Below are 21,665 nucleotides of genomic sequence, written 5' to 3'. Positions count from 1 at the left end.
GTTTTTGGACATACTGATTTGATTGCAAGACAGTTCAGTTAAGTATTTATTTCTTATCTTTGCGCTCTTTACATCCTTAGCAGCTCGTTAAAAAATTTGATTTTGACAAAGAGTTTTAGCTTTAACTGAATCGTATTAGATTTTATTGGTGATTAACGATACTTTAGAACCAATTTTGTTATCAATATCCTTGGGAGCTTATTATGGAACTGCTGATTTTACCAGGTGATGGCATAGGCCCTGAAATCACAGCAACAGTCATTTCGTGTATTAAAGCACTTGATAAACGTTTTTCGCTCAATTTGCAACTGCAAATCGAAGAAGTTGGTCTAGCAAGGCTGCAAAAACATGGTAGTACCATGTCTCCAGATTTACTTGATCGTGCAATAGCTTTTGACGGCATTATTCTAGGCCCGCTTTCTACTGCTGAGTATCCACCCTACACGCAGGGCGGCATAAATATTTCGCGTGAATTCAGGCAGAAGTTGGATCTTTTTGCAAATATACGCCCAAGCATTAGTAGGGCTGGGATATCAAAATATACGACAAACATGAATTTAATCATTGTTCGAGAAAATACCGAAGGATTTCTTGCAGATAGGAATATGGTATTTGGAACAGGCGAATTTATGCCGACAGAAGACCTAGCTTTAGCTGTCCGCAAAATTTCTGCTAGTGCATCAAAAAGGATTGCTAAAACTGCTTTTAAATTAGCACTTAATAGAAAAAAGAAAGTAACTGTTGTACATAAAGCAAACTCCCTAAAATTAAGCGACGGTTTATTTGTTAGGGAAGTAAAGCGAGTTGCTTCTTCTTATCAAAATATTGAATTGAATGAAGTCTTTGTTGACGCGATGGCTGCCCTACTAATTCGGAATCCTGAAAAATTTGATGTAGTATTGACTACTAATTTATTCGGCGACATCCTATCAGATGAAGCCGCAGAACTTTCAGGAAGTTTAGGACTTGCAGCTTCTTTAAATGAAGGAGATAATTTGGCAGTAGCGCAGGCTGCTCATGGTTCTGCACCTGATATTAGCGGTCAGGATAAAGCAAATCCTACAGGATTGATGCTTTCTACAGCAATGTTATTCGACTGGATCGGACATCAGAAAAATAATACAAATATGCTAGAGGCAGCATTATGTTTTAAGTCTTCTATAGAACACGTACTCTTAAATCCAACTACCCGCACTGTAGATATTGACGGCTATTTAGGAACAGCTAGCTATGGACAAATAGTTGCAGAAACAATTAGTCAGATTTAAAAGACTTCCGAGGAGACAAAATAAACTGCTACGCAGGTACAGTGAGCTTTATTGCCTTACTTATCCAATACTTAGCCAATTTACGAGTCTTGTGAATCATCGGTGAAAGATTAAGATTACAGAGCTTTTATCAATAATTCAATCATCTGGTGCAAATACTCTTAATTTGTCTCCTTACTCTCCTGACTTTAATCGAATTGAGCATTGGTAGTCACAACTGAAAGCTTTTTTACGTCAGTTTTATCCTACAACAACAATGGTTGATACGTTAATTGCAACTGCACTTGACTTGTTCAATTCTAAACATCTAAAAAATTGGTTTGCAAACTACTGCTACTGCACCCGATCAACCTGAAATATGCTGTATCGTTCTTCTGTCACTCTCCGAAAACATTTGCCATTTCTGGATTCTAGAGCTTTTGTACAGCAAGCGATGTCTACAACAGGCTATTCGGCATCGCGCGATTCTTTTCTAATAACAAATACAAGACTCATTTTTTTCTAAAAGTATAGCTTGTATTCATTGCCTCATCGGGCTTCTAGCAATCGCCCTCTAGCAATCGCCCTCTTGGAGAGTGACAGAAGCTGTTTACGGACGCGCTCGCTTCCGTTATGGATGGAAGAAACAAGTCAAATCCTCTTCCCTTCTGCCTTCTGCCTCCTGCTTCCTGCCTTGTTTGTTAGGAGAGGGCTATATCTTAATCATCCTATGGAAAAGCAACTATGACTGAAAGAGTTTTTAACTTCAACTCCGGTCCAGCAATCTTGCCGTTGGCAGTTTTGGAAGAGGCGCAGTGCGATCTTATGGCTTTACCCAGAGTGGGGATGTCAATTCTGGAACTTTCCCATCGCTCTAAAACGTTTGATCAAATTATCAGAAGTGCAGAAAGTAGCTTGCGCGAACTACTGGAAATCCCGAATAACTACCATGTTCTTTTTTTGCAGGGCGGCGCGAGTTTCCAGTTTTCAATGGTGCCGATAAATCTGCTCGCGAAGAACAACAGCGCGGATTATATTGTCACTGGCTCATGGTCAAAGAAGGCTGTTAGAGAAGCCAAGCGTGTGGGTAAGGTTAATATTGCAGCAACAACCGAGGATAGCAACTTCTCGCGTATCCCACAACAAGATGAACTCAAGCTCGATGACAGGGCTGCTTACATCCACATCACAATAAACAACACAATTTTTGGCACGCAGTGGAAAACAGAGCCGTCTATTGGTAATGTGCCGCTCATTGCTGACGCTTCATCCGATATCCTCTCCCGACCAATACCCATCGAGAAATATGCGCTCATCTATGCTGGAACACAAAAAAACATGGGAGTGAGCGGAGTCGTACTTGTCATCATTCGCAACGATCTGCTTGAGCGCATTCCTGATGGTCTGCACACGATGCTAGACTACCGTACTCACGTCGAAAACAAGTCGCTCTACAACACGCCAAACACTTTCGGCATTTATATAAATAATCAGCCTAGTTTGTAAGTGGCTCCAAGGCAAAGGTGGACTCGCGACTATGCAAGGCGAAAATGAAGCAAAGGCAAAGTTACTTTACAATGCAATTGATGCATCTGACTTTTATCGCGGTCACGCCAACGCTGAATCGCGCTCTATGGTGAACGTTACGTTCCGTCTGCCGTCAGAGGAACTGGAAAAACTGTTTGTTGAAGAAGCGGCAGCCGCACGCTTTGAAGGCTTGAATGGTCACCGTTCAGTTGGTGGTCTGCGGGCCTCAATTTATAACGCTTTCCCGCGTGAAGGAGTCGAAGCGCTAGTATCATTCATGAAAAAATTCGAGAAAAAATATGGCTGAAATTATGGTTGTGTTGCAAAAAATGACTGAGAAAATGAAACCCCTATTTGGATGCTTTTTACACATCGGTAGAGCAGAGGGATAACCCTGACTTTTCACGGGATGTGGAAAAGGGGATTGGTTCGCGATGAACTATCGCAAACCAATCCTTTGAACTTAAGATGATTTGCGTCCTTTAACCCTCTTTTGTCACTTTGGGAGAATCCAATCGCTCAAACGGTTACGGGGCTTTAATTTCTACTTTTTGTCTATAAATTTTAGTTTCTGTTAGAAAATAAAGCCTCAAACCTAGACTAAATCCAAGTCTTAGAATTTGGCTGAGATTATTGTTTTTCTAGAGTGACAAAAGAGGGATTAGTTACTCCCAATCCTCAATCACCAGTCCACTAACGCGACTGAATTCTCTAGTGTTGTGCGTGACTAGCGTTAAGTTATTCACCAGCGCGATCGCGGCAATCTGCAAATCGTAAGGCCCAATAGGTGTACCAAGTGTCCCTAACTCTGCCCGAATTGTGCCAAAAATCCGAGCCGCCCGATCATCAAAAGGTAAAGATACGAAATTATTTAAAAATGCTTCTTGTAATGCTAGGGTGCGCGTAGGGTTGTTACTTCGCATTGCACCATAAAATAGTTCAGCTTTTACTATCGAACAAACAACAATATCTGCTGGTGATAGCGATTCTAGCCTCTGCCTCACAGCAGACATAGGACGATTCAGATAAATAATACAAGCATTGGTATCTAACAAAAATCTCACTCTAATGGCTCCCTAGTGTCATACTCACCTTGGGGATATCTTTGAATTGGGTCATCTGCTAATGATCCAGCTGTTTGTTCAAAAAATCCGGTTGGCCATCCCAATTCTTCGGGTGTTTTTGGGGGTGCTGATGGTTCTATTTGTTGATAAATCACTACGACTTCCATTTCTTTGTCTGTTATGCCAACAGGAATCTCAAGGTGCAAAATGCCATCAGCCCCAACATGAGAACATAACTTTATACTCTGCATTACTGTTTTCTCCTAGTCCTTGGTTGATTGAAAATTACATGGCATCTCATCTATGATGCCGTATTCTTTTTCAATCACACTCAACAGCTTCTCCTCCACAGCCGTCAAATACGGTCGCTTCAACTCCCCCAGGTGCTTTAGCACAGCATTACCAGCCTGTTCTAAGTTCTCATTTTCCCGTAATCTACCAATGCGATCGCTGTTAGAGAAATGCCAATTATCTACATCTTCTGAGATTCTATTGAGTTTTGTTAATTTCTAGCCAGTTGTAGAGTGGGAACTGAACTCTGTTAAGCGCTGTATGAATCATGTAGAGGGGTTTTACAGCACTCAATTAAACAACTGGCATAGCTGGATGTCAAGAAGCGGGAAGTTTTATCTTTTCCCTTGTACAACTTCTTCACTTTCCCGTTGTGTTGCTAACTCCATTGAAACTGCAATCCAAAGACATTGGATGCCAATTTGCCAAAGTTGCTTGGGGCAGTATCTCACCCCCGTATTCAGATTCCAAAACACTTAATAATTTTTCTTCCACAGCAGTCAGATAAGAGGCATTCAGTTTCCCCAAGGAATGCAACAGATTTTTTATTGTCTCCTCAAGTAAATCAAAATACACTCGACTGATGCGATTGCAAATCATCTGAACTTGCTGACACTTCAAAGGCAAGTAATCGATTTCACGTGCTTCAGTTTAATAAAAACACGATCTAGTTCCTACACCATCTGAATAAAATATACTTAAAACTTATAACTATAGTTTAAAAAGCTCAGATTTTTACTCAAAATATAGGTAATAGCAGAAGTTTAATTATTTTATACCAATTTAATATGAAGCTGCATATAATAGAGGAAACAAACTCGATAAATTAAAAGAACCATGAGCCGCCCTTTTAAGATTGAAATCGCGGAGAGCGAAGAAGAACTTAAAAAACGTTTACAAACAGCGAATTTAGGAACCCAGAAAGAAAAGCTTATTATGCTGTGGTGGATAAAAAGCGGGCAGGTTAAAGAGCAGCAAGATATTGGAAAACGCTTGGCAAGAGATACTTCAACGGTCACGAGATGGTTGCAGAAGTACAAAACTGATGGGATATCAGGCTTATTAGAAATCAAAAAAGCACCAGGAGCAAAACGGAAAATCGATGATGCTGCGATCGCAGCACTCTCAGAGGAGTTAAAAACAGGAAAAGGCTTTAGTAGCTATGGTGCAATAGTTGAGTGGTTAAAAGAAGAACATGGACAAGATATAGAGTATGCAACGGTTTATGCCTGGGTTCGATATCGATTGGGGGCAAAACTAAAAGTGCCTCGCCCTCAAAGCCATAAGCACTGGCGTTAAGTTGGTATCTGAGTTTAAAAAAAACTCGGTATCATACTCAATTGTCTAGAAGAACATTTAGCACCCGGCAAGTGTGTTCGCTACCTGTGCCAGGATGAAACTAGGGTTGGACTCAAAACTCTTACAGGAAAAGTGATTACAGCTTTTGGAGTCAAGCCCACTGTTAAGGTGATATGGCCGAGGGAAAACTTTTGGATTTATGGTGCAATTGAACCATTAACTGGAGACCACAATATTATGAATATCCAAAACTAGATGGCGAGTGTTTTCAACAGTTTTTGGACTGGCTATCTGTGCAATTAGGCTCGGATTATGCAATTTTACAGATTGACCAAGCACCGGCTCATACAAGTTCAGCAATTAGCTGGCAAGAGTTTATTATTCCTCTATTTCAACCACCATCGGCTCCTGAACTCAATCCTATCGAGAGGCTTTGGCAAGCTCTTAAGAAACCTCTCAAAAATCAACTTTTCTCTTCTTTACAAGCTTTACGCGAACGCATCCAAGAGATATTCGACCAACTTACATTTGAGCAAGTAATTTCTGTCTCTTCTTATAACTTTATCCTAGAAGCTCTTTTCTATGCAGCTTCACATTAAATTGGTATCAGTGCATAAAAACTAAAAGTTGTCGTAAGGAGTGATATGCAGAGAAGTTCATTCCCTCTGCCATGTCCTTCTGTAGCATTACCTGCATTGGCGAGTGTTTCATGGGTAAATTACGAAAAGAAAAAACCAATAACTATATCCCTACTAATGCTGTTGTTGGTGGCAGTCAGAATGGAAAGAAACTGTATGTTTGCCAAGCGATACATGATAAAGAGTATAGAACCCATTTGACATCTTATAATGTGGATTTGTTCCGGCAGTAGCCAGATGGGTGATCGAGCGCTCCAATGCTTGGATGGAGCGTTGTAAAATTCTGGTTAAGAACTTTGAACTAACCTTGACTGGTGCCAATACCAAACTCAACCTCTGCTTCATTAGGCTAATGATTAAGAGGCTTGCAGACCCTTCCTAAGATGTCAAATGGGTTCTATAGGAATCCGATTTCATTGTTGAAAGTATACTGAGACTAAAATCTTTGAACGACAAAGCTTTTATCTGACAAAATTTTCATTAATCAAACCGGAGTCCTATATAAGACTCATATCTGATTTATGAACAATATTTCAGATAAAATCCTGCTAAAACGGGCTTTTCAGTCTCAGGATATTTTAAAAAATTAAATCATAGTTATATATGTATAGGAATCCTATTTGATTTTTGAATAAGCTCCGTACATCTGTAGAGTGTCAAAACCAAAGGTTGTGTCTCTAATAAACCACTCAAACATCCATCCCAACAGTCCTTAGTTTGCAACCAACTCAACACCTCTTCTCGCTATTCGGCATTCAGGTAGCTCTTTCTCCCTTTGTGGTTCAAGCGCAGTCCCGAAATTCCATATTCCTCGTAGGCTTGCTTCCAACCTGTTATGGAGCCTCTAGACACATCTAGAATTGTTTGAATTTCATCATAAAAATAGCCTTGATAAACCAGTTTGACTGCCAACGCTTTCCTGACCTCACGCACATCTGGATGCAGAGCTATAAAATCTTGTAGTTCGGCGATCGCATGAAATTTTATTCCCTCTGTTGACTGTTGGCGCGATACTTCCAGTGCAAGTGTGGCAGTTTGTAAATGCTGACTTATCATTGTCCTTTATTAGACTTTCATTTCCCTACGTATTATCTTGTAGTCTTGTTCAAAAATCAAATAGGAGTCCTATATAATTCCTGTTTTACCTACCCTGACTCACATTCCTTAGAAATTATTACGATTAAAACTTATGATTTTCAAAAACAGTTTTTCTGAGCTACAAACATCTAAAGTTGCTATGTTGCGAGTAGAAGAAGAGTTGCTGCTTACCAGATTTTTAATGGAACGTTTAACAGATGCAGTTTTCTGGATAACGTCAGATGCACAGATTATATACGTTAATTATGCAGCCTGTAGTTTGGTAGGGTATCCTTATGAGGAATTAGTCTCTAAGACTATACATAATATAATACTAGACTTTCCGCTAGAAGTTTGGCCGAATTACTGGAAAAGTATCAAACAACAAGGTTCCTTATATTTTGAATCTTTATATAAAACTTTAAAAGAACAGTGTTTTCCTGTGGAAATCTCTGCTACATATATGGAATATGAAGCTAAAGAGTATGTTTGTATTCTGATCCGAGATATTAGCAAACGCAAACAAGCTTCATTCAGCTTAGATAAATCTAATCAAACTCGACTGCAAAAACAAGCAGCTACGAAAGAGTATTATGCGGTAAATTTCTCGCAAACTATAGTTTCACCTTTATCTGAAATTACAAAATCACTAAATTCACAATCGATATTTCCTTCTGACTCTCATCTGAGCCAAGTCTTCGAGTACATTGAAGCAAATTATCATCAACCAATTAGTTTACAAGATGTGGCTTTTGCTGTTGGTTACTGTCCTGCTTACTTAACTGACTTAGTGCGCCGTCATACGGGACAAACAGTAAATCATTGGATTGTGGAACGTCGGATGGTAGCAGCACGTACCTTGTTACTTGAAAGTAACTTGTGCGTGAATCAGATTGCTGAAACGGTAGGTTATCAGCATGAAGGTCATTTTTTCCGCCAGTTTCGCCAACATCACAAGACTACTCCCCAAGCTTGGAGGAAAACACAATTATTAACAATTCAAAATTCAAAATGACCGAAAACGAAAAGGATACAGAGCAACTAAATTTATTTATGGGGATCATTAATTTTGAATTTTGTTAGCGAGTCGGCGTTCGCGCTGCGTCTCGTAGAGAGCGTCAGGAGCGTACCCTTGCGAGGAAACAAGCTACGTGCTAAGTCTCGTAGAGAAGCGACGTGACGCTCACAAAATTCAAAATTGTTTGTCCAGTATCTCTTATAGAAGAGAGTTTCAGAGAGTTCCAAATAAAAAATAAATGATTGAGGACTGCTATAGCAATCCTCAATGATTCGTGAACAACGAGATTCCCGACAACTTTTACAAAGTCGGGGATCTGACTATATAAGTTGGAACAGTAAAAACTAGAAAAATGTGAGTCTTATACAAAGATTGTGCATTGAAGTAATTAGTTAACTTTCCTAAGCTGCTAAAGATAAGAAGCAGTAAAATAATTTTAGAATTGAAGCTTCCTATTTCAATACTGCTCGGATAAGTAGGGGAGGCAGAGGAAGTAGGGGAGGTAAAACTCAACGCCAGCCTCCATTTCTCACCCTGCTCAAGAACTGCTTGCCTCAACCAAGAAATTCCAAAACCTACGCAGTATTGCTTCCTATTTATACGTTTATCTAAAAATTTTTCTACCTCAACAGGTATTGCATTTTGAAAATGAAGCATTCTCATCGTCTTTTTTACCCTCCAGCTTGGCCGATCGCTGCTAAGATTTCGGCGGCATTGGTGGCGGCGGCGCTGATACCGATGAGCTTCATTTCTTATTACAATCTGCGACAGAGCTTAGATAGTGTAGAGGCTGGAGAATACCGCAAGTTAGAACTATTAGCTACTAGTGTTGCTAGTCGTCTTGACCAATTAATTATTGATATCCAGCGGATTGTGGTTCAAGTTAGCAGCGATCGCCATGTGGTAAATTTTCTCGCTGCAACCTCCTTTGGAGAACGATCGGGTTTGCGTAATGATATGCAACAAGCCTTAGAAAATGTCTTCCGTTCTAATCCAGACTTTGATGCTATTTTTATCATGGATAAAGAGGGACGTGCTGTTGCAGCTACCGATCCCACATTTGTTGGTCAAAATTACGCTTTCCGTGAATATTTCCGTTCTAGTATCCAGGGTAAATCCTACATATCAAGTATTTTGGTGGGGAAAACGACGAAACGACCCGGAATGTTTCTCTCTCACCCAGTGCGATCGCCCAGTGGTGAAATCGTCGGAGTCTTAGTACTCAAAATTAGGGGCGCAGATATCAGAGCGATTGTCAATACATTGCAAGTAGGTTCTCAAAGCTACGCATTTCTCATTGACCAACAGGGGGTAATCATCAGTCATGCCGATCAATCTCTGCTGTACCATAGCCTTATCCCTCTGCCTCCTGATATTTTAAAGCAGATTGCCGCCGATAGACGTTATGGCTTAGAGCAGATTCAGAGCTTGAACATTGCAGAGTTGAAAGTGATGGTAAAAGCAAAACTTGTAGGTCATGCAATCTATCGCTTTCCCCCCCAGCAGATGCCCCGCATAGTTGGTTTTGCACCTTTAGCAGAACAATCCTGGGTTTTGGGAATCAGCGAACCCAAGACACAGTTTGCTGCACCTTTGAATCGGCTGATTTGGCTGCACGGCAGCAATGTGGTAGTTGTAGGCGGCATCACAGCGATCATGGCGCTACTCTTAGCCAGAAGAATTTCTCGACCAATTCACGCCCTTACAGAAGCGGCTCAAGCTATAGAACATGATGATTTTGATTCTCATGTATTGGAACTGCGTCAGAGTTTGGCGAAATCAACTGATAGCCAAGATGACATCGGTCAATTAGTGTGTGTTTTCTTGAAGATGGCTGAAAAAGTCAAAATGCGAGACCAGAAATTGAAAATGCAAGTCCAAGAACTTCGCATTGAAATTGATGAAACCAAAAGAGCTAACAATGTTGCGGAAATTACGGAAAATGAACACTTTCAGCAGTTACAAATGAAAATCCAAAAGCTCAGAGAACAGACGGTAACTGTTAGCGAAACTGAGACAGAGTACTACCAGAGATTGCAGAGTAAAGTCCAATCGTTGAAAGAGCGATCGCTAAAAACTGAGGTATAAATCATGTCATCCGACGACGAACTGATATCACGGGAGGAAGTGCTGGCGGGTTTACCTGCGAGACGAGCGAATATGCTACTGTTTTTGATCGAGAGTCGGACGGCGCAAATAGTGGCGCGATCGCTGGTGGAGTTTTCCTTAACGGAACAAGCTACCAATGAGCGGGATTTAGCTTTCTTAGAAGCCTTTGCTTTAGGAAATGCCCCACCACTCCACCCCACAATTCAGCACTTGGAACGCTACGCCAGTCAGTGGGCATCTCTAGTACCAGAAAACCCCAAATTGAAAGCAGCCATCGCTCATGCTTTGGGACAAAAATACACTTTCACCGAGAAAGTAGTGCCTCACATCCGCACTACTTTGGGTTTGGATGAGAAAACCGTACAAGTGGCTTATTCCCGCTTTTATAGAAAACAACTCTTAACTATTTTTGCATCCAAATTGCCCCTGATTGAACAGTGGCGCTGGATGAGTGCAGCGATCGCCCAAAGTCTCGAATCTCTACCACCCTTTTGGCTAGCTTCCTTACTCACCGTTGCTTTAGGGCTTCCCCAAGCCTTCTTAGCTTTACCCATTGCTGTGGCCGATGTTGGTCCCTTAGTTACCATTGCCTTTTTGCTAATTATCGGTACCATCAACATCCTGACGATGGCTTGTATGGCAGAAGCCGTAGGGCGTAGTGGTGACTTCCGTTATGGGAATTCTTTCATTAAACAATTAGTATCGAATTATTTAGGAAATGCAGGTTCATTTATACTTTCTATTGCAGTTGGTATCCGGGTTTTTCTGATTGCATTAGCTTGTTATATTGGTTTGTCGGTGACGATGGCCAGCTTTACACCCATACCGGCAGCATTGTGGGCAGCATTGCTTTTTGGTGCAGGGTTGTATTTGCGATCGCGTAAATCTTTGAACTTCACCGTAGCCTTAATGGTATTTTTGGCAGTAATCAACGTCAGTTTGCTGCTGATCCTTTCCCTGCTGGCATTTGGTCATATTCAACTAGAAAATTTATTATATGTAAAATTGCCCTTTCTGGATGGTCATTTCCAACCAGGGATACTACAGAGGATTTTCGGTGTCAGCTTGATGCTTTACTTTGGCCATGTGTATGTCGGGGAATGTGGCAAACTTATACTTCCGCGTGACTCTAGCGCCACCTCCTTGATTTGGGGTAGCATCGCCGGCACAGCTTTTTTGACTATATTGTTTTGTATTTGGGTCTTAGCAGTCAATGGAGCGATCGCCCCCCAATTGCTAGCAGGACAATCCGGCACCGTTTTAGCACCACTAGCACGAGAAGTCGGTTCCATCGTCACAGTTTTGGGGGCAGTTTTAGTCACCCTACTTTTAGGAATGGCTTGGTTACGTAGTTCCAGTCTCCTAGTCAACTTAGCTAAAGAGTGGTTGCCTATCCGACCGAAATCTGTATTAAGCGTACCTCGCCAGCAAGGAATGTTAATATTACATCCCTCTGGAGAATCCAGCCAGATTCCCCATATTGGTTTAACCTACTTGGGACAATCAGACACTCAATCTAAGTTTCGTGTAGATATTCAGTTAAGCGGCAAAGTTGACTCTGTAGAAATTGCCATCGCTGAACATTGGGATATTAAAGAGCTATTCCATCAATTCCCCGACTTACGCAAGTGGGATACCCGCTTGGCTTTAGAGGTAAAATCAGCCAACCACGATAGAGTTTGTCTACAAGTCATTTCACTCATGCTTTTAGTTTATGAAGGAGGCTTGAAAGCTGATGCTGGAAATTTGGCTTTTGAGCATCAGAGTCAAACCAGAAAGTTTTGGAAAACCTTGCTAAACCAACGTCGCTTCTTCCTATCCATCAGCCCCTTACTGTTAGTCTTCCTGCTGACAGAATGGCTTTTCCTCGCTGGTGTTCAATCCTTTACCAATATACTTGCCTTCGCCGGCATCCTTGGCAACTCCCTTGTTGGTGGTATTTTCCCAGTTTTATTATTGCTTTCTAGTCGGCGCAAAGGCGAGCTGATACCCGGAGTAGTCTTGAAGATTCTCAACCATCCATTATTCAGCGTGGGTGTATACAGTTTATTCTTAGGCATCCTGCTCATCCACGGCTTATTTATTTGGGAAAATTCCGTGGCGCGGTTTACTGCATTGTCCGTTGCTGCACTATCTTTAGGAGCAACTCTGGTAATGAAAAACTATGGAGCCTTCGCTTCTCGTGTGGTTGTAGAACTACGAGAAGATCAACACTTGGGAAGTAGTTCCGAATTTACAATTACAGCTGGCGGACACCCAAAAATCGCCCAAGTGCTGCTGGGATATGCCGATGGTGAGGAACATCACCAAGCAGCCACAATAGAGATTCCATCACTCTCATCCCTGCGCTATGCCACCTTTGGGTTAGCAAACAAGCAAGAAAAAGAACTGAGAGTGTGGGTACACACAAGCAACTCCCAAATTGACTCCAAAAGTTTGCCTGTATTTGTAGAAGTTCAAAATGGAGACAAGAATATGCAGTTTAACTTGCAGCTATGCAACGGACGAGTTTTATTACCCTTGGGAGGCGATCGGTGCTGGTTAAAATTCACCTTCCCAGAGTTAGCAAAATAAGGGAGCAGGAATTTTAGATTTTAAATTTTGGATTTTGAATTAAATTTCAATCTAAAATCTAAAATCCAAAATTGAATTGCCCAATTCCGAATAAATAATTAATTACGAGGTAATCTATGGCACAAATTATCGCAGTTCATTCATTCCGTGGCGGTACTGGTAAATCAAATTTGATTGCCAACATAGCAGCTACTATGGCGCTTCAAGGACAACGTGTAGGCATTATTGATACTGACATCCAATCACCAGGAATTCACGTTATTTTCGGACTCAACGAGAATAAAATAGAACGCTCACTCAATGATTATTTATGGGGACAATGTGATATTAAAGACGCTGCCTACGACGTGACTAATATTCTAATTGCAGAACCAGGAAATGTAAGTACAGTCAAGGGTAAACTTTACTTAGTACCTTCTAGTATTAAAGCTGGTGAAATCGCCAGAATTCTCCGTGAAGGGTATGATGTAATCCGACTCAACGATGGTTTTCAGCAACTTATTCGCAGCCTGAAACTAGACTATTTATTAATAGATACACATCCAGGATTGAATGAAGAAACCTTGCTTTCCATAGGTATTTCTAATGTTCTCATAATTCTCTTACGTCCAGATAATCAAGACTTTCAAGGTACTGCGGTAACAGTGGATGTAGCCCGGAAGCTCAGAGTGCCAAAAATGTTGTTGGTAATTAATAAAGCGTTACCAAGCTTGAACTTTGCAGACTTGCAAAAACAGGTTGAGAAAATCTACAACGTCCCAGTAGCTGGGATTTTACCCCTTTCCGAAGAAATGATGCAGCTAGCAAGCCTTGGTATTTTCTCCCTACGTTACTCTGAACATCCCATCAATCAAACAATTGCAGAGATTACCGACCAAATTGCTAGTTTAGTCGTTGCTCGTTAGTTATTGGGCATGGGTCAATAGTTCTGCTCTCTCATTTCCCCCATTCCCCAATTCCTAATCGCCTATGATTAAACAATCATTTCGTACCGATGTCCTCACCTACTTTGGAGCTACTGCTACAGAGGCGGAGGAATTATTAGTATACAATCAAAACGTTTTTAATCACAACACATTAACTCATCCTCTCAAGTTCCCCCTTACTCCTGAATTATGTATGGCTGCTTGGGAAGAATACGCCGTTGCAGCCAGAGTTATAGGAGTATTTGAAGCACTCAAACAACGACTAGTTCAGTTCCAATTCCCCGTTCAAGAAGGTATGAGCCAAACTGAAGCGTATCTGTCTACCACTCGTAGGGGCATTACTACGGATGGAATGCCTGAAGCGACTGGTTTGGTTTTACAACAACCTGAAAAACTTCAATTAATACTGCATCAAAGCTTGGCTGGCATCATACCAGTATTACTAGCTGGAAACCGAAAGGACTTTCTTTCTTTAGTACAAGCCCTGACAAAGCGAAATGAACTCCACCCAGTCCCTAACTCTATGGGAGCCTGCATAATTAGCGGTTTTAATAACTGGGATCGGATTCGTCAGTACCGCCAAAAATGGGAAGCTGAAAATCTTGCTAGCTCAGAAATTAATTGGGCAAAAGAATTTCAACGGTTGATACCGCAAAAGCAACTTTATCAGGATAAGTTGATTATTTTGAGTGATGGCGCTTATAGCAACGTTTCAGCCAGCGATATGGAACTTGAAGAATCCCAATGGCAGCAATTATCATTAACAATTCGGTTGGAACATGAATGTACACACTATTTTACACGCCGCCTGTTTAACTCCATGCAGAACAATATACTTGATGAGCTAGTTGCCGACTACAGAGGCATTGTAGCAGCTACAGGGTATTATCGAGCCGACTGGTGCTTGCGATTTCTGGGCTTAGAGTCGTTTCCTGATTACCGCGAGGGAAGTATGCAAAACTATCGGGGTAATCCACCCCTCTGCTTTCCGATGGGGCTTTTAGGATTATACAAGCATTAGTGAAAGCCGCCGCCGAAAATTTGCAGCGCTTTCATGTTGAGTATGCACGTAAATTAACTGATGCTAATATTCAACCCTTGATGTTAATGGCATTGACTTATTTAACATTGGAAGAATTAGCTTCAAAAGAGGCGAACTCGTTTATTCAACAAAACTTAGATAGATTGCTCAAGACTTCGTATGTAGAAACGCAAAATTGTACTTTGTCCCGCTTTGCTAACGCGTTTATACAAGAATCAAAAATATAAAATTAAAAACAGGTATTAGTTATGACAGAAGTTTTACTCAAAGAATTAACTACCAGTGACATTGATTGGATGATTGCGACAGGTCATCAACGAGAAATAGCTGCTGGCACTATACTTATCCAAGAAGGAAAAGCTACCGATTATTTGCACATTTTGCTCGATGGTATTTTAACAGTTAGCATTTCTCAACCAGATAATAATCCTTTAACTCATGCTTTTGCAGCGATCGAAGGAGATAAAATTTTCAGTCGGGAGATTGCGAGATTATCCAGTGGCGAGATAATAGGGGAACTTCCCTTAGTAGGGACCCGCGTTACAGCCACAACTGTAAAAGCTGTAGAAAAATCTCTAGTAATGTCGATTTGCCAACATAAATTGACAGCAAAATTGCAGCAAGATGTTGGTTTTGCTTCGCGTTTTTATCGTGTGATCGCAATTATCCTTTCCGATAGAATTCAAAGCACCATCAATCAACAGGGACGTAAAAACTTAGCACAAAGTCAACCTTTGAGAGATGTACTATTTGTGTTAGGAGGATTACATGATAGTGACATCGATTGGATGACGACTTGTGGTAAAATGCAAAAAATTCTTGCTGATACTGTACTTATCCGTGAAAGCGGGCTTGTAGATGGTCTGTATATTCTTTTAGATGGAGCAATGTCTCTTTCTATTGATGACAATGAGCGTAACCCCTTAGCGCGTGCTTTTGCTGCTATAGAAGGTACTGAAATTTCTGGTAGAGAAATAGCCAGATTATCCAAAGGCGAAATCATCGGCGAAACACCCTTCATTGATGGACGGCTGCCTTTGGCAACGGTTAAAGCTATTGAAGATTCAATTGTATTGTCAATTGAACGACAGCAATTAGCAGCAAAGTTACAGCAAGATATAGGATTTACATCTCGTTTTTATCAAGTTATTGCAACTTTGCTTTCTCAACGATTACAAGGAATGCTGAGTCAGCTTGCTTATGGTAGGCGGGTTTATAGTAAAGGTTTACCGTTAGCTCAAGATGTAGAATACGAGGATGAATTGAATGATAATGTTTTAGACCGTGTAGCGATCGCGGCAAAAAGATTTGATTGGATGTTGGGGCAGTTAAAAGTAAGTTGAATTACTGGCTAGAGAGCGCATCATATTATTAGATAGTGGATTCATCGTGACAAAAATCCAAAAAAATCATAGTCTTACCTAAAAATTGTGCATTGTGTTCAATCGCGCTTTGACTGTGCGATCGCTATTTTAATTTCTCAGAGATTAGAAGGAATTCTCACTTGGCTGAGAGTGCGGAATATGACGGTGAGTTAAATGATAGCGTTTTAGATGGTGTTGCGATCACTGCAAAAAGATTGGTTAAAACCAGAAGAAGAAGCAGCATGGTAGGATTTATAAAAGGCGATATTGTTATCGTTCCATTCCTATTCTCCGACTTAACTAAAACAAAACGCAGACCTGCTTTAGTTATTGCTACACTTCAGGGAAATGACCTGATTCTTTCCCAAATTACTAGTACAGCTTGGCGCAAGTAAACCCACCATTAAAGTTGGTGAAAAAGCTGTGATTTGAAACCCTTGTGAAAGGTAGGCATATTTACGCCGAGAGGTACTAAACTACAAAATATCAAGTCAAAACTAAAAAAAGCTGAGTTTCAACCTAAATAATGTGCATTGTCTTTATATTTCCAGCCTGATAGTCTGTTAAACATAAACCTTGAATTGAAGGAACTCCTAAATGTCTGAGCAAAGATCTCAACCAAAAACCCGACAAGAGTTTGAATCCCAATTAATTATCAAAGCCTGGAAAGATGAAGCTTTTAAACTTGAGCTAATCAGTAATCCAAACGCAGTTTATGCCAGAGAATTGGGACAAATAATCCCCGAAAGTGTTAATATTCAAGTATTAGAGGAAAACTCTAATACTCTCTACTTAGTAATTCCTAGAAGTCCTGCGGATGCAGAAGTTTCTGAAGAATTATCTGACGAAGCACTAGAGGCTGTGGCAGGAGGTTGGTGGGTTGTCAGTCCGATATTAGTTGCTGGTGGTCTTACTGCTGAGTTTGAAAAGTCGATACTACCCCAAAGTACACTTAACACACTTAACATAGTGAAGCTGAATAATCTACCTAGTTTGTAATTGACGACCTAACTTGTTTTGGCTCTTCAGTTCATTTTATGGAATCGAATAATAAAATCTAATCGTAGCCTGTGTTCCTTGCTGTGACTGGATTTTAAGTTTTTGAACCTTTCTATCAAACTGCGATTTTAATGTCGTACCATAAAACCAACGCAAGAGCCTTTGTTTTCAATTGTTACCATTTGAAGGTAAGTAATTTAATCCAACAGAAGCCTGTGCGTTATTTTCAGGCTGCTGTTGGCTTATTAATAATAGTCATTTTCAGAAATATCACCTTTTAGAACAAGATATATTTTATGTCTAACCAAACTCAAAATTCCAGCTTTAATTTGACAACTGGACTAATTGACTATAACTGGGTAAATGAGGCATTAAGTTTAGAACAAACTGGAAAGATGGAAGCAGTACGTCCAAGCCAGATAAAACGTTTTATGGAGAGGTGGACGGCAGATCCTAATTTCCGAAAACAGGTATTTGCAGAACCATATAAAGCTATTATCAGTTACGGTATAAAAGTAATTCCCGAACAAATTAGACCCTTATGGGATCTAAACTTTACTAAAGAGCTTAATGAAGAGTTATCGGTTTCTGCATCTTTAAAGTGCTGGCAAAAATTTACTGATGAAAACAGAACGCATAGGGTTACAAAATCTATTGCAGGTAATTCAATTGAGCCACGCTTTAAAGCATGGCGTGAACGACAAATTGCTCGGACTACAAGAAAATTTAAAAAACAGCTTGGGGATGATATTTTACATGCTAATGTTTGTTTTGAGCTTAGTAAAGGATGCTCTATTGGATGCTCTTTTTGTGGTATTTCTGCGCCTCGTTTAAATGATATTTTCTTTTATACTCAAGAGAATGCAAAGTTGTGGCGTGAAATACTTGAATTAATAAAAAACATACTTGGCCATTCAGCAAGTGCAGGCTTTTGCTATTGGGCTACTGATCCATTTGATAATCCAGATTATGAAAAGTTTTGTAGTGATTTTCACGAAATTTTAGGAATTTTTCCTCCAACTACGACAGCTCAACCACTAAAAAATCCAGAGCGTACCCGCTCACTTTTAAAGCTATCAAGTCAGAAGGGATGTTCAGTTAATCGTTTCTCCATTCTCTCTCTGAAAATGCTTAATCAGGTTCATGAAGAATTTACTCCTGATGAATTAGCCTTTGTCAGTTTAGCACTACAAAATAAAGAAGCTGACACCATAAAAGCTAATGCTGGGCGAGCAAGGGAGCGAAACTTCAAGAAAGAAGAGAAAGATAATGACTTACCTGAACAGGGGACAATTGCCTGTGTTACAGGTTTTTTGTTTAACATGGTTGATCAAAGCGTTAAACTCATCAGTCCTTGTAATGCAGATGATCGTTGGCCATTAGGCTACATAACTTATGACGAAGGAACTTTCTCTAACGCCGAGGATTTAAAGATTCTTCTGGAAAAGATGATTGCTAAAAATATGTCTCTCATGGTTAGACCAGATGATATCATCAGTTTTCCTCGTGATATCAAATATGAGAGCTTTTCTGATGGCTTTCATCTCTCAACCAAATTCAAAACTTATAAGTTTCGCAACGATCCGTATTTCAAGGAGCTAGGCGAGGTTATAAAAAATGGAGACAAAACCGCTGAAGAAATTGTTGCTTTGTTCAACGTTTGTGGCATCTCACCTACTCATACCTTGAATACTCTCAATCTTTTGTTAAAGAAAGGAGTTTTAGATGATGAGCCGAAAATGGAAGTCATTCAACTAAAAATTTAGAAATATCTATTGCAGTTGGGCTGGCGAATGTCTTATTTATAAGCTGCTAACTGATTTCTATAAGATAAATGTAAATGTTGAACCAAAAACGCAGTATATTTCGCAAAGAATCTTTGGAGCGTCTATCTTCACCCGAAAGACTAGACCAACTCATGCAGGTAGTCAGCCCCAGAAGTTGGCTACCTCTTGTCGCCTTGGGTTCAGTGGTGGGAGTAGCTGTTATCTGGGGCATTTACGGACGCATCCCCATTACTGTCGAGGGTCAAGGTGTACTAATTTACCCCAGCAATGTTGTGCAACTGCAATCAAAGAGTGCAGGGCAATTAATGACTTTCAATGTGAAAGTTGGAGATGTGGTCAAAAAGGGGCAGGTGTTGGCAACCATTGACCAAGCTGAACTCCGTAAGCAATTACAACAGCAACAAGCTAAATTAACGGAATTAGAATCACAAGACCAAGCAGTTGGTTCGCTACAAGGGCAAAGGCTAGAACAAGAAAAACGATCGCAATCCCAACAACGCCACTACCTCCAGCAACGTATACTGGAACTGCGAGCCATTACGCCTCTGTTGAAAACCAAAGGTAACACCTCAATTTACCAACAACGTCAAGGTTTACAGCAACGTCTCCAGCAAGCCCAAGCCTTAAACCCCGTTTTCCTCCAAAGAATGGAAATTCGCAGACAGCTATTCAAAAAAGAAGGCGCGATTTCCGGTGATGAAGCACTTAAGGCAGAACAGGAATATTTGCAAAACCTGGAAAAAATCGCTGACATCCAAAATCAGTTGAAAGAACTCGATGTAAAAACGACTCAAACAGAAAAAGATTATCGGGAAAACCTCAGTACCATTTCTGACCTCCAAACTCAGTTGAAAGAATTAGATAGCAAACAGGCTTCTGTGGCTCAACAAGACCTGGAAAGTGTAACTGCCCGTAAAAAAGAGATTCAAGAAGTTAAGCGACAAATTGCCCAATTAGAAGTGCAATTAGGCAATGATAGCCAGATTATTAGTCAGTATAGCGGACGCGTTTTAGAAATCACGCTGACACCAGGACAAGTTGTTAGCGCCGGAACTCGCCTCGCAACTATTGAGGCGGAAAATCCTCAAAGCAAGCTGGTTGGCGTTACCTATTTTCCTATTGCTGATGGGAAGAAAATTCAGCCGGGGATGAAAATACAGATTACTCCCCAAACGGTGAAGCGGGAACGCTTTGGTGGCATTGTGGGTAATGTTACCAGCATCTCACGCTTTCCCATTACCAAAGAAGCAGCCGCTAATGAGGTGGGCAATTCCGAAGTGCTACAAGTTTTAGTATCTCAACAACAAGGACTGATACAAGTATTCTCTGACCTTGAGCCAGATTCCACAACGCCAAGTGGCTATAAGTGGTCTTCTTCCATAGGGCCGCATCTGAAAATTTCTTCGGGAACTACTACTGTTGTACGAGTCAACGTGGAAGAACGCGCTCCTATCACTTTCGTTTTACCTATCTTGAGGTCGGTCAGTGGTATCTATTAAATCTACTTTAGTAACACCGTTTAATCCTTGGCAGTATTTACAAAAATTACTGCCACGCCGTAGCATTCGGGTAAAAACACCCACTCTTCTACAAATGGAAGCTGTGGAATGTGGTGCTGCGGCTTTGGGAATTATTCTTGGTTACTACAATCGCATTGTACCACTGCCACAACTGCGGCGAGAATGCGGAGTTTCCCGCGATGGCAGTAAAGCATCTAATATGCTCAAAGCTGCCAGAAGTTATGGACTCGAAGCCAAAGGGTTTAAAAAAGAACTCAAGCAACTGCAAGAATTGCGCCCTCCATTTATTGTCTTTTGGAACTTTAACCATTTCCTTGTAGTAGAGGGATTTCGCCAACAGCGAGTTTATCTTAATGACCCTGCTATGGGGCCGCGTCATGTATCTTTACAGGAATTTGACGAGGGGTATACGGGAGTGGTGCTGGTGATTGAACCAGGCACGGAGTTTACTAAAGGTGGTCGTAAACCCAGCATGATTTTATCTCTGTGGTCACGGCTACAGGGTGCTGGAGATGCTTTAGCTTACTCTATGGTTGCGGGATTTTTCTTAACGGTGGTTGGGTTAGTAGTACCTGTATTCAGCCAAGTGTTTGTAGATGACATCTTGATACAGGGGCGACAATTATGGCTGCGTCCTTTGCTGGTGGGAATGGCGATCGCTGCTATACTCCAAGGAGCGCTAACTTTACTACGGTTGCGCTATCTGCGCCGCCTAAAAATCAAACTGGGTGTAGGGATGTCCAGCCGCTTCCTGTGGCATATCCTCCGCTTACCTGTTAGCTTTTATGCTCAACGTTTTGCTGGAGAAATTAGTAACCGGACTACTCTCAATGACCAAGTTGCTGATGTTCTAGCAGGAAAGTTGGCAACTACAATTATTGATACTTTGATGGTGGTTTTTTATGCCTTAGTAATGGTGCAATATGACTGGATGCTGACTTTGATGGTGGTCAGCTTTGCTGCTATGAATGTCTTAACTTTGCAGTGGATTTCTCGACAACGGATAGATGCTAATCAAAGATTGATCCAAGAGTATGGTAAGGCAGCTGGGTTATCTATTGCTGCACTTCAAAGTATTGAAACGTTAAAACTGGAGTTTAGACTAAGTAGGAAAAAATGACCCAGCAGCACTGAGTTGATAAAATACAAGCTTTAAATATGGAAATCTTTAATATTAAGCAGA

19 protein-coding genes and 2 pseudogenes are annotated in these 21,665 nt (G+C 40.8%); 17 read left to right on the top strand and 4 right to left on the bottom strand.

The window, feature by feature from the left end:
• The first annotated feature begins 203 nt into the window (after positions 1–203).
• From V7K45_RS07755 to V7K45_RS07745, 3 genes are all read left to right on the top strand, one after another.
• Entirely contained in the window at positions 204–1,268 is a 1,065-nt protein-coding gene (locus V7K45_RS07755) for an isocitrate/isopropylmalate dehydrogenase family protein (RefSeq protein WP_335002018.1), read from the top strand.
• A gap of 723 nt (positions 1,269–1,991) precedes the next feature.
• Positions 1,992–2,753, top strand: coding sequence for a 3-phosphoserine/phosphohydroxythreonine transaminase (serC, locus tag V7K45_RS07750; protein ID WP_335002016.1), 762 nt, complete (start codon positions 1,992–1,994; stop codon positions 2,751–2,753).
• Positions 2,754–2,784: 31 nt separating this feature from the next.
• A complete protein-coding gene (locus tag V7K45_RS07745; protein ID WP_335002014.1) occupies positions 2,785–3,081 on the top strand; it encodes a hypothetical protein in 297 nt (98 codons plus the stop codon).
• A gap of 358 nt (positions 3,082–3,439) precedes the next feature.
• On the opposite strand, the gene vapC is transcribed toward V7K45_RS07745, so the two are convergent.
• The 3 genes from vapC to V7K45_RS07730 form a co-directional block, all read right to left on the bottom strand.
• Positions 3,440–3,838, bottom strand: a complete 399-nt coding sequence (vapC, locus tag V7K45_RS07740; RefSeq protein WP_335002012.1) for a type II toxin-antitoxin system tRNA(fMet)-specific endonuclease VapC — start codon at positions 3,836–3,838, stop codon at positions 3,440–3,442.
• Positions 3,835–4,089, bottom strand: coding sequence for a hypothetical protein (locus tag V7K45_RS07735; protein ID WP_335002010.1), 255 nt, complete (start codon positions 4,087–4,089; stop codon positions 3,835–3,837). The genes vapC and V7K45_RS07735 overlap by 4 nt, the downstream gene beginning before the upstream one ends.
• Before the next feature lie 400 nt (positions 4,090–4,489).
• A complete protein-coding gene (locus V7K45_RS07730) occupies positions 4,490–4,729 on the bottom strand; it encodes a hypothetical protein (RefSeq protein ID WP_335002008.1) in 240 nt (79 codons plus the stop codon).
• A 237-nt stretch (positions 4,730–4,966) separates the two neighbouring features.
• Here V7K45_RS07730 and V7K45_RS07725 point away from each other — a divergent pair, with 237 nt between their 5' ends.
• Together V7K45_RS07725 and V7K45_RS07720 are read left to right on the top strand one after the other, a co-directional pair.
• Entirely contained in the window at positions 4,967–5,428 is a 462-nt protein-coding gene (locus V7K45_RS07725) for a helix-turn-helix domain-containing protein (protein ID WP_334855808.1), read from the top strand.
• Positions 5,429–5,643: 215 nt separating this feature from the next.
• Positions 5,644–6,027 carry a transposase gene (locus tag V7K45_RS07720; protein ID WP_442941971.1) on the top strand — a complete coding sequence of 128 codons (384 nt, stop codon included), beginning with the start codon at positions 5,644–5,646 and terminating at the stop codon, positions 6,025–6,027.
• 786 nt (positions 6,028–6,813) lie between these two features.
• Here V7K45_RS07720 and V7K45_RS07715 read toward each other — a convergent pair.
• Positions 6,814–7,122: pseudogene (locus V7K45_RS07715) on the bottom strand (helix-turn-helix domain-containing protein); the annotation flags it as partial.
• Positions 7,123–7,255: 133 nt separating this feature from the next.
• Between V7K45_RS07715 and V7K45_RS07710 the strand changes: the two are divergent.
• From V7K45_RS07710 to V7K45_RS07655, 12 genes and pseudogenes are all read left to right on the top strand, one after another.
• Positions 7,256–8,158 carry a helix-turn-helix domain-containing protein gene (locus V7K45_RS07710; protein ID WP_335002004.1) on the top strand — a complete coding sequence of 301 codons (903 nt, stop codon included), beginning with the start codon at positions 7,256–7,258 and terminating at the stop codon, positions 8,156–8,158.
• 651 nt (positions 8,159–8,809) lie between these two features.
• Positions 8,810–10,249: a PDC sensor domain-containing protein gene (locus V7K45_RS07705; RefSeq protein WP_335002002.1), complete on the top strand. Its 1,440-nt coding sequence runs from the start codon at positions 8,810–8,812 to the stop codon at positions 10,247–10,249.
• A 3-nt stretch (positions 10,250–10,252) separates the two neighbouring features.
• On the top strand, positions 10,253–12,844 hold the full coding sequence (locus V7K45_RS07700) for a hypothetical protein (RefSeq protein WP_335002000.1): 2,592 nt from the start codon (positions 10,253–10,255) through the stop codon (positions 12,842–12,844).
• 116 nt (positions 12,845–12,960) lie between these two features.
• Positions 12,961–13,749 carry a MinD/ParA family ATP-binding protein gene (locus V7K45_RS07695; protein ID WP_335001998.1) on the top strand — a complete coding sequence of 263 codons (789 nt, stop codon included), beginning with the start codon at positions 12,961–12,963 and terminating at the stop codon, positions 13,747–13,749.
• Between the two features lie 64 nt (positions 13,750–13,813).
• Positions 13,814–14,791 (top strand): DUF7005 family protein, encoded by a 978-nt coding sequence (locus V7K45_RS07690; RefSeq protein WP_335001996.1) that lies wholly within the window; start codon positions 13,814–13,816, stop codon positions 14,789–14,791.
• Positions 14,791–15,039: a DUF7005 family protein gene (locus tag V7K45_RS07685; RefSeq protein WP_335001994.1), complete on the top strand. Its 249-nt coding sequence runs from the start codon at positions 14,791–14,793 to the stop codon at positions 15,037–15,039. The genes V7K45_RS07690 and V7K45_RS07685 overlap by 1 nt, the downstream gene beginning before the upstream one ends.
• 21 nt (positions 15,040–15,060) lie before the next feature.
• A complete protein-coding gene (locus V7K45_RS07680) occupies positions 15,061–16,155 on the top strand; it encodes a cyclic nucleotide-binding domain-containing protein (RefSeq protein WP_335001992.1) in 1,095 nt (364 codons plus the stop codon).
• 161 nt (positions 16,156–16,316) lie between these two features.
• The gene (locus V7K45_RS07675; RefSeq protein ID WP_335001990.1) at positions 16,317–16,571 is read left to right on the top strand and encodes a hypothetical protein; all 255 of its coding nucleotides are present in this window, start codon (positions 16,317–16,319) and stop codon (positions 16,569–16,571) included.
• Between the two features lie 202 nt (positions 16,572–16,773).
• A complete protein-coding gene (locus V7K45_RS07670) occupies positions 16,774–17,175 on the top strand; it encodes an NHLP leader peptide family RiPP precursor (protein ID WP_335001987.1) in 402 nt (133 codons plus the stop codon).
• A 296-nt stretch (positions 17,176–17,471) separates the two neighbouring features.
• A complete protein-coding gene (locus tag V7K45_RS07665) occupies positions 17,472–18,941 on the top strand; it encodes a radical SAM family RiPP maturation amino acid epimerase (RefSeq protein ID WP_335001985.1) in 1,470 nt (489 codons plus the stop codon).
• Positions 18,942–19,015: 74 nt separating this feature from the next.
• Complete coding sequence (locus tag V7K45_RS07660) at positions 19,016–20,461, top strand: NHLP bacteriocin system secretion protein (RefSeq protein ID WP_335001983.1); 1,446 nt, start codon at positions 19,016–19,018, stop codon at positions 20,459–20,461.
• A pseudogene (locus V7K45_RS07655) lies at positions 20,448–21,572 on the top strand (cysteine peptidase family C39 domain-containing protein); the annotation flags it as partial. The gene V7K45_RS07660 and the pseudogene V7K45_RS07655, both read left to right, overlap by 14 nt.
• Positions 21,573–21,665 lie beyond the last annotated feature (93 nt).

The sequence above is a fragment of the Nostoc sp. genome (assembly GCF_036917375.1).
Classification (GTDB): Bacteria; Cyanobacteriota; Cyanobacteriia; order Cyanobacteriales; family Nostocaceae; genus Nostoc.
The sequence above is the reverse complement of the archived record's forward strand: the minus strand, read 5'-3'. Positions and strand labels throughout refer to the sequence as shown.

Coding starts and splice junctions, on each gene's coding strand:
- V7K45_RS07735 (WP_335002010.1), bottom strand. CDS start 4,089: ATGCAGAGTATAAAGTTATGTTCTCATGTTGGGGCTGATGGCATTTTG.
- V7K45_RS07710 (WP_335002004.1), top strand. CDS start 7,256: ATGATTTTCAAAAACAGTTTTTCTGAGCTACAAACATCTAAAGTTGCT.
- V7K45_RS07670 (WP_335001987.1), top strand. CDS start 16,774: ATGTCTGAGCAAAGATCTCAACCAAAAACCCGACAAGAGTTTGAATCC.
- V7K45_RS07665 (WP_335001985.1), top strand. CDS start 17,472: ATGTCTAACCAAACTCAAAATTCCAGCTTTAATTTGACAACTGGACTA.
- serC (WP_335002016.1), top strand. CDS start 1,992: ATGACTGAAAGAGTTTTTAACTTCAACTCCGGTCCAGCAATCTTGCCG.
- V7K45_RS07725 (WP_334855808.1), top strand. CDS start 4,967: ATGAGCCGCCCTTTTAAGATTGAAATCGCGGAGAGCGAAGAAGAACTT.
- V7K45_RS07730 (WP_335002008.1), bottom strand. CDS start 4,729: ATGATTTGCAATCGCATCAGTCGAGTGTATTTTGATTTACTTGAGGAG.
- V7K45_RS07705 (WP_335002002.1), top strand. CDS start 8,810: ATGAAGCATTCTCATCGTCTTTTTTACCCTCCAGCTTGGCCGATCGCT.
- V7K45_RS07695 (WP_335001998.1), top strand. CDS start 12,961: ATGGCACAAATTATCGCAGTTCATTCATTCCGTGGCGGTACTGGTAAA.
- V7K45_RS07745 (WP_335002014.1), top strand. CDS start 2,785: ATGCAAGGCGAAAATGAAGCAAAGGCAAAGTTACTTTACAATGCAATT.
- V7K45_RS07700 (WP_335002000.1), top strand. CDS start 10,253: ATGTCATCCGACGACGAACTGATATCACGGGAGGAAGTGCTGGCGGGT.
- V7K45_RS07690 (WP_335001996.1), top strand. CDS start 13,814: ATGATTAAACAATCATTTCGTACCGATGTCCTCACCTACTTTGGAGCT.
- V7K45_RS07660 (WP_335001983.1), top strand. CDS start 19,016: ATGTTGAACCAAAAACGCAGTATATTTCGCAAAGAATCTTTGGAGCGT.
- V7K45_RS07755 (WP_335002018.1), top strand. CDS start 204: ATGGAACTGCTGATTTTACCAGGTGATGGCATAGGCCCTGAAATCACA.
- V7K45_RS07680 (WP_335001992.1), top strand. CDS start 15,061: ATGACAGAAGTTTTACTCAAAGAATTAACTACCAGTGACATTGATTGG.